Source organism: Streptomyces sp. NPDC012510, assembly GCF_042955065.1.
Classification (GTDB): Bacteria; Actinomycetota; Actinomycetes; order Streptomycetales; family Streptomycetaceae; genus Streptomyces.
Genome location: NZ_JBIBEN010000001.1, coordinates 236,917 through 249,446, shown reverse-complemented (window position 1 = coordinate 249,446; position 12,530 = coordinate 236,917). Strand labels below are relative to the sequence as shown.

Below are 12,530 nucleotides of genomic sequence, written 5' to 3'. Positions count from 1 at the left end.
CCAACCCCCCCCCACGACCCACCTACAGGTGGTCCCCCAGGGCGCCCCCCCGCGGCCGCGGGCGGCCCCCCGGGGGGGGGGCCCCCGGGGGCGCCCGCCTGCTGCCGTACGCGAAGGCGTCAGGCCACTTCGTCACCGAGCGGACGGGGGTTGGGAGTGATGTGCCTGCTGCGGGGCCGCCCCGGCGGATGCAGGAACAGGGCCACGAAGCCGGCGAACAACGAGATGGAGCCAGCGAGCACGAAGGCGCCCGCGTAGTCCCAGGCGCCCACCACCACGGCGCCCATGCCGGACCCGAGCAGACCGGACACCAGCTTGGAGCTGTAGACCAGACCGTAGTTGGAGGCGTTGTTGTTCTCGCCGAAGTAGTCCGCGGTCATCGCCGCGAACATCGGGAAGATCGCCCCGCCGCCGAAACCGGAGATGCTGGAGAACACCAGGAAGAGCGGCAGGTTGCCGATGTTGCCGGACCACAGGATGCCGTACTGGGACAGGCCCAGCACGATGCAGACGAAGATCAGGCACTGCTTGCGGCCGTAGCGGTCGGAGAGCCAGCCGATGACACCGCGCCCCGTGCCGTTGACGATCGCCTTCAGGGACATGGCGGTGGCCACGATCCCGCCCGCGAAACCCGCCTCGTTGCCGAACGGCACCTGGAAGGCGATGCCGAAGATGTTCACACCCGAGGTGCACAGCAGACAGAACCACATCAGCGCGACCCGGCCCGTCCGCCAGGCCTCGCTCGGCGTGTACTGCTTCACGGCCGGCGGGTTCTTCTCCAGCGCGCGCCGCGCGCGCGGGTCGTCCGGCTTGCGCAGCGGGTCTACCTCGGCCGGCCACCAGTTCTTCGGCGGGTCCTGGAAGAAGTACCCCGCCGCGGCGACCACCGCCGCGAGGAACACACCGACGCAGACCAGCACCCAGCGGAAGTTCGTCAGGTCCATGTACCCGGTGAAGATGAACACGAAGGGCACCGAACCGTAGGCGAAGCCACCGTTGACAAAGCCTGTCTTGCCGCCCTTGCGCTCCGGATACCACTTGCCGACCATGTTCACGCAGGTCGCGTACACCATGCCGGCGCCCATACCACTGAACATGCCGAACCCGATGTACGCGACGACGACGTGCGGTGCGAACGCGAGGGACACATACCCGAGCAGGGTGCCGACGGCGCCCAGCATCATCGCCCAGCGAGCGGGCAGTCTGCCGCTCTCGCGGAGCTTCCCCGCCGGGAAGGCCACGGCGGCCTGGAAGAACACCCACACGCCCAGCATCCAGAAGATGTGCTGGTTGCTCCAGGAGTGCGCGGTGTGCAGGGTCTCCTCGGCGGACGCGAACGCGTACTCCGCCGAGCTGATGCCCATCATGCCCACCCACGGCAGGATGACCATCCACTTGCGTTTGCGCCCCATGATGTCCAGGTCGGACTCACCGATCCGGTACATCCGGCCGTTGGCGTCCGTCACCTCCCTGTAGGGGACGGATGTGGAGATGTCAGTTGTTGCCATGTCGATCGAACCCTCCGCGTGGAAGAAGTCTGGCCAGCGCCCCCTGTCCGTGCTTCTCTGCGCCGGGGCCCGCGGTGAGCGGTCGCCGCAGGCCCCGTGGTTCGAGCCGTCGCTCAGCTCATCGATCGCCCCCCAACAGCCGCTTCACGGCGTGCTCCCGCGTCACAACAGGCCCGCCGCCCGCGCCCAGCGATACTTGGCGCCCAGCACCGCAACCGGCTTCTCCGTCGTGTACGGGTAGGCCACGACCCCATGCTCGAAGAGGTACTGGCAGGCCTCCTCCACCTCGACGTCACCCGCGAGCGACGCCACGACCGGCTTTTCGATGCCCCGCTCGCGGAACTCGGCCACCACGCGCGCGGTGAGCTCGGCGAACACCATGGGCGGGGTGACGATCGTGTGCCAGTAGCCGAGGACGAGCGCGTGGATGCGCGGGTCCTCAAGCCCCAGCCGGATCGTCGCCTCGTACGTCGACGGAGGCTCGCCGCCGGTGATGTCGACCGGGTTGCCGGCGGCCCCGAAGGGCGGGATGAACTTCCGGAAGGAAGTGTCCAGGTCCGGCGGGATCTCCATCAGGGTCAGCCCGTTGTCGGTCACCGCGTCCGACAGCAGTACCCCACTGCCACCGGCCCCCGTGATGATCACGACGTTGTCGCCCTGGGGAGCCGGAAGCACCGGCAACGCGCGCGCGTACTCCAGCATCTCGTTCAGACCGGGGGCCCTGATGACACCGGCCTGCTTGAGGATGTCCTCGTACACGGCGTCGTCCCCCGCCAGCGCTCCCGTGTGTGAGCCAGCCGCCTTCGCCCCGGCCGCCGTACGGCCCGCCTTGAGGACCACCACCGGCTTCTTGGGGACGGTCGCGCGGGCGGCCTCCACGAACGCCCGTCCGTCCTTGAGGTCCTCCAGGTGCATCGCGATGCACTCCGTGTGCGGGTCCTCGCCGAACCACGTCAGCAGGTCGTCCTCGTCCAGGTCCGACTTGTTGCCGAGGCCCACGATCGCCGACACACCCGTCTTCGTCGTCCGCGCGAAGCCCAGGATGGCCATCCCGATGCCGCCCGACTGCGAGGTCAGCGCGACCCCGCCCTTGACGTCGTAGGGCGTGCAGAACGTGGCACACAGGTCCTGCCACGTCGAGTAGTAGCCGTAGATGTTCGGCCCGAGCAGCCGGACGCCGTGCCGCTCGGCGATCGCCACGATCTCCTCCTGGAGTCCGTGCTCACCGGTCTCCGCGAAACCCGACGGAATCAGCACGGCGTTGGGGATGCCCTTGCGACCCACCTCCTCCAGCGCCGCGGCCACGAACTTGGCGGGGATCGCGAAGACCGCCACATCCATCTCACCAGGGACGTCCGTGACACTCTTGTACGCCTTGCGGCCCAGAATGTCATCGGCCTTGGGGTTCACCGGATGGATCTCCCCGGAGAACCCGCCGTCGATGAGGTTGCGCATCACCGAGTTGCCGATCTTGCCCTGCTCGTTGGAGGCCCCGATCACGGCGACCGACGAGGGCTGCATCAGCCGCCGCATCGACGTGAGGATCTCCTCGCGCGTGTACGTGCGCCGGGGCTTGGGCACCGAGTCGGCGAGAATCACCCGGATGTCCGCCGCGACCGCGCCCTCCGGGGTGGCGATCACCGGGTTGAGGTCCACCTCGGCGATCTCTGGGAAGTCCGCGACGAGTTCGGAGACCCGGCGGATCTGCTCGGCGATCGCCCACCGGTCCACGGCGGCCGCCCCGCGCACCCCGTGCAGGATCTCGGCCGCGCGGATCGAATCCAGCATGGAGAGCGCCTCGTCCGCGTCGACCGGCGCGAGCCGGAAGGTCACGTCCTTGAGAACCTCGACCAGCACCCCGCCGAGCCCGAACGCGACGACCTTCCCGAACGTCGGGTCCGTCACAGCGCCGACGATGACCTCCTGCCCCTTGGGGAGCAGCTCCTGCACCTGGACGCCCTCGATACGGGCGTCGGGTGCGTACACGCGCGCGTTGTCGACGATCGTGTGGAACGCGGCCCGTACGTCACCGGCGCCCTCCACTCCGACGATCACACCGCCGGCGTCGGTCTTGTGGAGGATGTCCGGCGAGACGATCTTCATCACCACCGGCCCGCCGAAGCGCGCCGCGTACGACACCGCCTCGTCGACGTCCCGCGCCAACTCCTCGCCGGGAACGGCGATCCCGTACGCGTCGGCGACCACCTTGCCCTCGGGAGCGGTCAGCGCGCTCCGGCCCTCGGCCCGTACGGCGTCAAGGAGCCCACGCACCCTCAGCACCCGGTCTTCGGCCATCAATCAGATCACTCCGTTCGACTTGAGCAGGCGCAGCTCCTCGTCGCCGAGACCGAGCTCGCCGACGTAGACCTCTTCGTTGTGCTCGCCGAGCAGCGGGGAACTGGTCACGTCCACGGGGGAGTCCGACAGCTTCAGCGGGCTGCCGACAGTCACGAACTCGCCGCGCTCGGGGTGCGGCACGGTGACGACCATCTCGTTGGAGACCAGCGACTCGTCCTCGATGATCTCCTTGGTGGAGAGGATCGGCCCGCACGGGATGTTGTGCGCGTTGAGCCGCTCCAGCACCTCCCACTTGGGGAGTGCGGACGACCACTCCTCGATGAGCTGGAACATCTTGTTGAGCTTGGGGAGGCGGGCCTCCGGCGTCGCCCACTCGGGGTCGTCCGCGAGTTCCGGTCGGCCGACGAGTTCGCTGAGCGGCTGCCAGCCGACGGGCTGCACGATGACGTAGACGTAGTCGTTCGGGCCGCCCGGCGCACACTTCACGGCCCAGCCGGGCTGGCCGCCGCCGGACGCGTTCCCGGACCTGGGAACCTCGTCGCCGAAGTCCTCGTTGGGATATTCACGGAGCGGGCCATGTGCCAGCCGCTGCTGGTCCCTCAGCTTCACCCGACAGAGGTTGAGGACGGCGTGCTGCATGGCCACGTTGACCCGCTGGCCGCGCCCGGTGTTCTCCCGCTGGTACAGCGCCGCGAGAATCCCCGCCACGGCGTGTATGCCCGTGCCCGAGTCCCCGATCTGGGCCCCCGTCGCCAGCGGCGGCCCGTCCTCGAAGCCCGTGGTGGCCATGGACCCGCCCATGGCCTGCGCGACGACCTCGTACGCCTTGAAGTTGGTGTACGGACCGTCCCCGAACCCCTTGATGGAGGCATAGACGATACGCGGATTGATCTCCTGGATGCGGTCCCAGGTGAAGCCCATACGGTCGACCGCGCCCGGCCCGAAGTTCTCGACCATGACGTCGGAGCGCCGGATCAGCTCGGTGAGGATCTCCTTGCCGCGCTCGGTCTTGGTGTTCAGGGTGATGCTCCGCTTGTTGCAGTTGAGCATCGTGAAGTAGAGGGAGTCGACGTCCGGGAGGTCACGCAACTGCTTGCGTGTGATGTCCCCGGTCGGCGCCTCCAGCTTCACCACGTCCGCGCCGAGCCAGGCGAGCAGTTGGGTGGCGGACGGGCCGGACTGGACGTGCGTCATGTCGAGGACGCGGATGCCTGCGAGCGCCTTTCCGGGCGGCGAGGCCTGGGTGCTGCTGTCGGTCGTGGCGGTCTCGGTGGTCACCGGGTCACCTCACTTGTACATCGTCTGGTTCATGGTTCCGGGGGCGTACGCGTCCGGGTCGACCCAGACGTTGATGAGCGACGGCTTGCCCGACTCGCGGGCGCGCCGGAGCGCGGGGCCGATGTCGGCGGGGTCGCGGACCTCCTCGCCGTAACCGCCCAGCATCTGGGCGAACTTGTCGTAGTGGACGTCGCCGAGGGTGTTGCCGACGCGCTCGCGCTCCTCGCCGTACTTGGCCTTCTGGCCGTAGCGGATCTGGTTCATGGAGGAGTTGTTGCCGATGATGCCGACGAAGGGGAGGTCGTAACGGACGAGGGTCTCGAAGTCCCAGCCGGTGAGGGAGAAGGCGCCGTCACCGAAGAGGGCCACCACCTCCTTGTCGGGCCGTGCCTTCTTGGCGGCGAGCACGAAGGGGACGCCGACACCGAGGGTGCCGAGCGGGCCCGGGTCCATCCAGTGCCCGGGTGACTTGGGCTGCACCACCTGACCGGAGAAGGTGACGATGTCGCCGCCGTCACCGATGTAGATCGAGTCCTCGGTGAGGAAGTCGTTGATCTCGCTGACCAGCCGGTAGGGGTGGATGGGCGAGGCGTCGGACCTCAGGCTGGGCAGCCGCTTCTCGATGGCGGTCTGCTCGGCGGCGCGCAGCTCGTCGAGCCACTCCTTGCGCTTCGACGCGCCCCCGTTGAGGCGCCCGGAGGCGGCCTCGGTCACCGACTTCAGGATGAGTCCGGCGTCGCCGACGATCCCCAGGTCGATGTCGCGGTTCTTGCCGACGGTCCGGTAGTCGAGGTCGATCTGCACGACGGTCGCGTCCTGCGACAGCCGCTTGCCGTAGCCCATGCGGAAGTCGAAGGGCGTACCGACGATGACGATGACGTCGGCGTTGGAGAACGCGTACCGGCGGGAGAGCTGGAAGTGGTGCGGATCGCCGGGCGGCAGGGTGCCGCGGCCCGCGCCGTTCATGTACGCCGGGATGTTCAGCGTGCGCACCAGTTCGATCGCGGACTCGGTGCCGCGTGTGGTCCACACCTGGCTGCCCAGCAGGATCGCGGGCTTCTCGGCGTGCACCAGCAGGTCGGCGAGCTTCTCGACGGCCTCGGGGTCCCCGGCCGAGCGGGTCGAGGCCCGGTACGCACCGGCCTTCGGCACTCGTGCCTTCTCGACGGGCACCTTGGCGTCGAGGACGTCGCGGGGGATCTCCAGGAAGGAGGGACCGGGGGCGCCGTGGTAGCACTCGCGGAACGCCATCGACACCATGTCGGCGGCGCGGGCGGTGTCCGGGACGGTCGCCGCGAACTTGGTGATCGGCGTCATCATGTCGACGTGGGGGAGGTCCTGGAGAGACCCCATCTTGTGCTGGGTGTGCGCCCCCTGGCCGCCGATCAGCAGCATCGGGGACTCCGCGCGGAAGGCGTTGGCGACACCGGTCACGGCGTCGGTCGTACCGGGGCCGGCGGTGACGACCGCGCAGCCGGGTTTTCCGGTGATCCGGGCGTAACCGTCGGCGGCGTGGGCGGCGACCTGCTCGTGGCGTACGTCGACGACCTCGATCCCCTCGTCGACGCAGCCGTCGTAGATGTCGATGATGTGGCCGCCGCACAAGGTGTAGATGACCTCCACACCCTCCGCTTTGAGTGCCTTCGCGACGAGGTGGCCACCGGAAATGAGGTCCTGGCTGTTGCCGTCGGACATGGCGAAGTCCTGTCCCTTCGTAGGGTCTTCGTAGGGGTTGGAGCGCTCTCGCGGTTGATTGCATACAGTCGACGAATACTGTATGAAGCTTGTTATCCCGCATCCGGTGGGTGGTGTCCAGGGGGCGTGCGGCACTTTTGAGTCAGGAGCCGGAATGGACCTTTTCGAGCACCAGGCAAGGGAACTCTTCGAGGAACACGGCATCCCGGTGCCCCGGGCCGAGGTCACGAACTCGCCCAAGCAGGCCCGTGAGATGGCCCGAAGGCTGGGCGGACGCGTCGTCGTCAAGGCCCAGGTGAAGACCGGCGGACGCGGCAAGGCGGGCGGGGTCAAGCTCGCCGCCGACCCCGCCGCCACCGAGCTGACGGCACGCCAGATCCTCGGCATGGACATCAAGGGCCACACCGTCGGCACGGTCATGATCGCCGAACCGGTCGCGATCGAGAGCGAGTTCTACGTCTCCTACGTCCTCGACCGCGCCGCCGGCCGCTTCCTCGCGATCGCCTCGGCCGAGGGCGGCATGGAGATCGAGGAGGTGGCGGCCACCAGGCCCGAGGCCGTGGCCCGGATCCCGATCGACCCCGCCGAGGGCGTCACCTCGGCGAAGGCGTCCGAGATCGCCGACGCGGCCGGCCTGCCCCCGCAGACCGTCGACGTCCTCATGCGGCTCTGGGAGGTGCTGACCCGCGAGGACGCCCTCCTCGTGGAGGTGAACCCACTCGTCCGCACCGAAAAGGGGCAGATCCTCGCCCTCGACGGCAAGGTCACCCTCGACGACAACGCGAGCTTCCGGCAGTCGCGTTGGGGCGACGAGGGCTTCGCGCACGACGACCCGCTGGAGGCGGCTGCGGCCGCCAAGGGCCTCAACTACGTGAAACTAAGGGGCGAGGTCGGCGTCATCGGCAACGGCGCCGGACTCGTCATGTCCACCCTCGACGTGGTCGCGGGCTGCGGAGCCCGCCCCGCCAACTTCCTTGACATCGGTGGCGGCGCCTCCGCCCAGATCATGGCCGACGGCCTTTCCGTCATCCTCTCCGACCCCGACGTGAAGTCTGTCCTCGTCAACGTCTTCGGCGGGATCACCGCCTGTGACGCGGTCGCGAACGGCATCGTCCAGGCCCTGGACAGCGTCCAGTTGACCAAACCGCTGGTCGTCCGCCTCGACGGCAACAACGCCGCACGCGGCCGGGCGATCCTCGACGACCGCGACCACCCCCTGGTCCATCAGGCCACCACCATGGACGGCGCCGCGCGCCGCGCCGCCGACCTCGCCCACGCGAACTGAGGAGCCCGGACATGGCCATCTACCTCACCAAGGAGAGCAAGGTCCTCGTCCAGGGCATGACCGGCGGCGAGGGCATGAAGCACACCCGCCGCATGCTCGAGTCCGGCACCGACGTCGTCGGCGGCGTCAACCCCCGCAAGGCCGGCCGCACCGTCGACTTCGACGACCGTGCCGTGCCCGTCTTCGGTTCCGTCGCCGAGGGCATCGAGGCCACCGGCGCCGACGTCAGCGTCCTCTTCGTCCCGCCCGCCTTCGCCAAGGCGGCCGTGGTCGAGGCCGCCGACGCCGGCATCGGCCTCGCCGTCGTCATCACCGAGGGCATCCCCGTCCACGACTCCGTCGCCTTCACGGCGTACGCCCAGTCCAAGGGCACCCGGATCGTCGGCCCCAACTGCCCCGGTCTGATCACCCCCGGCCAGTCCAACGCGGGCATCATCCCCGCCGACATCACCAAGCCGGGACGCATCGGCCTGGTCTCCAAGTCCGGCACCCTCACCTACCAACTCATGTACGAACTCCGCGACATCGGCTTCTCCACCTGCGTCGGCATAGGCGGCGACCCCGTCGTCGGCACCACCCACATCGACTGCCTCGCCGCGTTCCAGGACGACCCGGACACCGAACTGATCGTCCTCATCGGCGAGATCGGCGGCGACGCCGAGGAACGGGCCGCCGCATACGTCCGCGACCACGTCACCAAGCCCGTCGTCGGCTACATCGCCGGGTTCACCGCGCCCGAGGGGAAGACGATGGGGCACGCCGGGGCGATCGTCTCCGGCTCGTCCGGCACCGCGCAGGCCAAGAAGGAGGCACTGGAAGCGGTCGGGGTCCGGGTAGGGAACACCCCCACCGAGACGGCCCGACTGGTCCTGGCCGCCCTGGAAGCCGACGCTTGACGTCACTCACGGTGGCCGCGAGATCGCTCACCGAAGCCGCGGCGCCTCGGCGGCGCCCCCGGCGGGGTCGTCCCTGACGTGCCCCGCAGTGGGCATCGGCCGTGCGTCCCCGGAGGGCATCCGCAGTGGGCATCGGCCGTGCGTCCCACGGCGAGCATCCGCGTGCGCCCCATCGGGAGCGCCCACCGTGCGGCCCTGCCGAAGCAGCGGCTTCCTCAGTGGCGTCCCTGGCGAGGTCGCCCTGGCGCGCCCTTTCGCGGGGAGACGGCGTCTGCCCACGGCGCCGCATCCGCTGTGCGCCCCACGCCGGGCGTCCGCTGTGCGTCCCGCGGCGGTGCATCCGCTGTGCGCCCCGCGGCGGGCGTCCGCCGTGCGTCCCGCCCGGGGTGCCCGCCGTGCGTCCCACGACCATGCACCACCCGCCCCGACTGTGCACCGAGAGCGGAGCAACCATGGCACCCATCCTCACCCTCAAATCCGGCACCGCCTGGACCGACGCCTGGCGGCGCTGTCTCGCCGTCGCTCCCGAGGCCTTCCGTGACGACCGGGTCCTCAACCTCTGGAACGGCTCCTGGCAGGCCGACGGCCGGGCCCTCCCGGCCACCAGCCCCGTCGACGGCGGCCCCGTCGCGGGCCCGCCCCGCCTCGACGGCACCACCGCGCACCAGGCGGTCAGGGCCTCCCTCGACCAGCACCGCGCCTGGCGCCACATCCCCCTCGATGAACGCCGAGCCCGCGTCGCCGCCACCCTCGACGCCCTCACCCAGCACCGCGACCTGCTCGCCCTGCTCCTCGTCTGGGAGATCGGCAAGCCATGGCGGCTGGCCCAGGCCGACGTGGACCGGGCCATCGACGGCGTCCGCTGGTACGTGGACGGCATCGAACCCATGGTCGAGGGGCGCGTCCCCCTTGACGGCCCGGTCTCCAACATCGCCAGTTGGAACTACCCGATGAGCGTGCTCGTCCACGCGATGCTGGTCCAGGCTCTCGCCGGTAACGCGGTCATCGCCAAGACCCCCACCGACGGCGGCGTAGCCTGCCTCACCCTGGCCAGCGCGCTCGCCGCCCGCGAAGGGATCCCCGTCACCCTCGTCAGCGGCAGCGGACGCGAGCTGTCCGAGGCGCTCGTCCGCGCCCCCGAGATCGGCTGCGTCTCCTTCGTCGGCGGTCGCGACACCGGCGCCGCGGTCGCCACAGCCGTGGCCGACCTCGGCAAACGCCACGTCCTGGAACAGGAGGGCCTGAACACCTGGGGCATCTGGAACCACACCGACTGGGAGACCCTCACCGCTGTCGTGCCCAAGCTCTTCGACTACGGCAAACAGCGCTGCACGGCCTATCCGCGCTTCGTCGTCCAACGGGAGCTGTTCGACGAGTTCCTCGCCGCCTACCTTCCGGCGGTCCGCACCCTCCGCGTCGGCCACCCGCTTGCCGTGGCGCACCCCGACGACCCGTACCCCGAGCTGGACTTCGGGCCCGTCATCAACGCCGCCAAGGCCAAGGAACTGACCGACCAGGTCGCCGAGGCCGTCGACCGGGGCGCCGTCCCGCTGCACCGGGGCAGGCTCTCCGCCGCGCGCTTCCTGCCCGGCCAGGACACCGCCGCGTACGTCCAGCCCGTCACCCTCCTCAACCCGCCCCCCTCCTCACCCCTCCACCACGCGGAACCCTTCGGCCCGGTCGACACGATCGTCCTGGTCGACACCGAGGCCGAACTGCTCGCCGCCATGAACGCCTCCAACGGCGCGCTCGTCGCCACCCTGTCCACGGACGACAGAGCGACCTACGAACGGCTGGCACCCCAGATCCGGGCGTTCAAGGTCGGCCACGGCCGGCCCCGCTCACGCGGCGACCGCGAGGAGCTCTTCGGCGGCTTCGGCGCGTCCTGGCGGGGCGCCTTCGTCGGCGGCGAACTGCTCGTCAAGGCCGTCACACGCGGCCCGGCGGGAGAGCGGCTGCCGGGGAACTTTCCCGAGTACCACGTCATGCCTTCGGTTGCCTGACATGGCCGGATCGTGACCGCCCGCTCACCCCTGGTGAGGCCGTGCGTGTCTCCTCCTCGAGGCCCGCACGGCCCCCTTCCGGGCCCGGATATGCAGGTGAAGGGCACTCCGAAACCTTGGTATTGTTGTCCATGTCGCCGCGGGGAGCACCCCCGTCCAGGTGACAGACACCTAGTCCGGGTGGCGGAATGGCAGACGCGCTAGCTTGAGGTGCTAGTGCCCTTTATCGGGCGTGGGGGTTCAAGTCCCCCCTCGGACACACACCAGGACGTGCACGAGATCGTCCCGAAGCGTTCACGAATTACCGGTCGAGTCATGTGACTCGCCGGTAATTCGTCGTTTGTGATGTCGCCAGCCAGCCGCGTGCCGGGTTCGGGTGCGGTGAAGTCGCGGCCGAGCAGGTCGACCGTCTGCACGGCCCGCTTCGCCGGACGGGTCAGGCTCCTCCGGCGCCTGCGCCGGGTGACCTCGGTGATACCGCGTTCGCGCATGACCCGCTCCACCCGCTTGCGGTTGACCCGGTGGCCGAGCCGACGCAGGTCGGCGTGGATCCGGGGGACACCGTGGGTGTGCCGGGAGGCGATGTGCAGCACGGTGATCTCGCGGGCCAGGGCGTCGTCGGCGGCCTGCCTCGCCCGGCGGCCTGTTCGCCGGCCCGCCGGGCGTAGAACGAGGAGCGGGCAGCTTCCAGCAGCCGGCACAGCAGAGCAACGGTGTGGGTGGTGGTCTTCTCCGCCTCCATGAACGCGTGACCGGGGTCATCGATCGCTCTCCTTCGTGAAGAAGACCGCCGCTTTTCGCAGCACCTCGATCGTCTCGGCCTGCTCACGGTTCTGCCGACGCAGTCGGCGCAGTTCCTCCCGCTCAGCCGTCGTCAGCTCGCCCGGCGCCCCCTGACCGCGGTCTGCCTGGTCCTGCCGGACCTGGTTCCGCAGCTCTTCGGCGCTGACCCCGAGCTCCTGAGCCACCTGTGACGGTCCTGCCAGAGGAACGGACGAGGGCGACCGCGTCTCGCTTGCACTCCTCCGTGTACCGCCTGCTGCGGTTGCTCCTGCTTCCCACCTGGCACTACTTCCTCTGGAACCTCACGCCCCGGTTCCAGGTGTTCAGCACCAAGGGGAAGCTTCAGTGTCTGGAGTCCTACGCCGACCCCGACACGGCCCGCCGCTGGTCGGCGACCTGGGCCGGGCTCAGCCGGGCCTGCCACTGTCACGGCTCCGAGCTGGCTCCCACGCAGGGGGATTGTGTGGGTGGCGGGACGACGTCGAGCGGCTGCTCGGCGCTATGCCGCCCCGGACGCAATGACGGACCGCCGTCGGACCGCAGCTCCGCCGCGGCGACGGTACGGAACGGGTGCCGGGGAAAGGGCGTGCCCGCTTGCCCACTGTCCCGACTGCGGCGAAGGCTGCGCCGGCGCGGGCTACGGCGGCGGGGTAGGTGGCGCCGTCGAGGCGGGCCAGCACGCCCGCAATAGCTCCGACCAAGAAGGCGAGCACGATGACCAGGGCGCTGGTGAACAGGACGACGACGATTCGGTTCACGACGATCTCCAAGCAGAGGTCGGGGC

8 protein-coding genes, 1 tRNA gene and 1 pseudogene are annotated in these 12,530 nt (G+C 69.8%); 4 read left to right on the top strand and 6 right to left on the bottom strand.

Annotated elements, in window-relative coordinates; all coding sequences use genetic code 11:
- Positions 1 to 119: 119 nt before the first annotated feature.
- The 4 genes from ACFY9I_RS01080 to ACFY9I_RS01065 form a co-directional block, all read right to left on the bottom strand.
- The gene (locus ACFY9I_RS01080; RefSeq protein ID WP_390994839.1) at positions 120 to 1,508 is read right to left on the bottom strand and encodes an MFS transporter; all 1,389 of its coding nucleotides are present in this window, start codon (positions 1,506 to 1,508) and stop codon (positions 120 to 122) included.
- Positions 1,509 to 1,670: 162 nt separating this feature from the next.
- Positions 1,671 to 3,803: an acetate--CoA ligase family protein gene (locus tag ACFY9I_RS01075; protein WP_390994837.1), complete on the bottom strand. Its 2,133-nt coding sequence runs from the start codon at positions 3,801 to 3,803 to the stop codon at positions 1,671 to 1,673.
- Between the two features lie 3 nt (positions 3,804 to 3,806).
- Entirely contained in the window at positions 3,807 to 5,084 is a 1,278-nt protein-coding gene (frc, locus tag ACFY9I_RS01070) for a formyl-CoA transferase (RefSeq protein ID WP_390994835.1), read from the bottom strand.
- A 9-nt stretch (positions 5,085 to 5,093) separates the two neighbouring features.
- The gene (locus ACFY9I_RS01065) at positions 5,094 to 6,779 is read right to left on the bottom strand and encodes a thiamine pyrophosphate-binding protein (protein ID WP_390994832.1); all 1,686 of its coding nucleotides are present in this window, start codon (positions 6,777 to 6,779) and stop codon (positions 5,094 to 5,096) included.
- 154 nt (positions 6,780 to 6,933) lie between these two features.
- On the opposite strand from ACFY9I_RS01065, the gene sucC reads away from it, so the two are divergent.
- From sucC to ACFY9I_RS01045, 4 genes are all read left to right on the top strand, one after another.
- A complete protein-coding gene (gene sucC / locus ACFY9I_RS01060) occupies positions 6,934 to 8,064 on the top strand; it encodes an ADP-forming succinate--CoA ligase subunit beta (RefSeq protein ID WP_390994830.1) in 1,131 nt (376 codons plus the stop codon).
- An 11-nt stretch (positions 8,065 to 8,075) separates the two neighbouring features.
- A complete protein-coding gene (sucD, locus tag ACFY9I_RS01055) occupies positions 8,076 to 8,960 on the top strand; it encodes a succinate--CoA ligase subunit alpha (protein ID WP_390994828.1) in 885 nt (294 codons plus the stop codon).
- Positions 8,961 to 9,412: 452 nt separating this feature from the next.
- Positions 9,413 to 10,963: an aldehyde dehydrogenase family protein gene (locus ACFY9I_RS01050; RefSeq protein ID WP_390994826.1), complete on the top strand. Its 1,551-nt coding sequence runs from the start codon at positions 9,413 to 9,415 to the stop codon at positions 10,961 to 10,963.
- Positions 10,964 to 11,137: 174 nt separating this feature from the next.
- Positions 11,138 to 11,222, top strand: a tRNA-Leu gene (locus ACFY9I_RS01045).
- A gap of 250 nt (positions 11,223 to 11,472) precedes the next feature.
- On the opposite strand, the pseudogene ACFY9I_RS01040 reads toward ACFY9I_RS01045, so the two are convergent.
- A pseudogene (locus ACFY9I_RS01040) lies at positions 11,473 to 11,556 on the bottom strand (hypothetical protein); the annotation flags it as partial.
- Positions 11,557 to 11,721: 165 nt separating this feature from the next.
- Positions 11,722 to 11,931 carry a hypothetical protein gene (locus tag ACFY9I_RS01035; RefSeq protein WP_390994823.1) on the bottom strand — a complete coding sequence of 70 codons (210 nt, stop codon included), beginning with the start codon at positions 11,929 to 11,931 and terminating at the stop codon, positions 11,722 to 11,724.
- Positions 11,932 to 12,530 lie beyond the last annotated feature (599 nt).

Excerpts from the sequence above, each read along its gene's own strand:
- ACFY9I_RS01080 (WP_390994839.1), bottom strand. The coding sequence starts at position 1,508 with ATGGCAACAACTGACATCTCCACATCCGTCCCCTACAGGGAGGTGACG.
- ACFY9I_RS01075 (WP_390994837.1), bottom strand. The coding sequence starts at position 3,803 with ATGGCCGAAGACCGGGTGCTGAGGGTGCGTGGGCTCCTTGACGCCGTA.
- ACFY9I_RS01065 (WP_390994832.1), bottom strand. The coding sequence starts at position 6,779 with ATGTCCGACGGCAACAGCCAGGACCTCATTTCCGGTGGCCACCTCGTC.
- sucC (WP_390994830.1), top strand. The coding sequence starts at position 6,934 with ATGGACCTTTTCGAGCACCAGGCAAGGGAACTCTTCGAGGAACACGGC.
- sucD (WP_390994828.1), top strand. The coding sequence starts at position 8,076 with ATGGCCATCTACCTCACCAAGGAGAGCAAGGTCCTCGTCCAGGGCATG.
- ACFY9I_RS01050 (WP_390994826.1), top strand. The coding sequence starts at position 9,413 with ATGGCACCCATCCTCACCCTCAAATCCGGCACCGCCTGGACCGACGCC.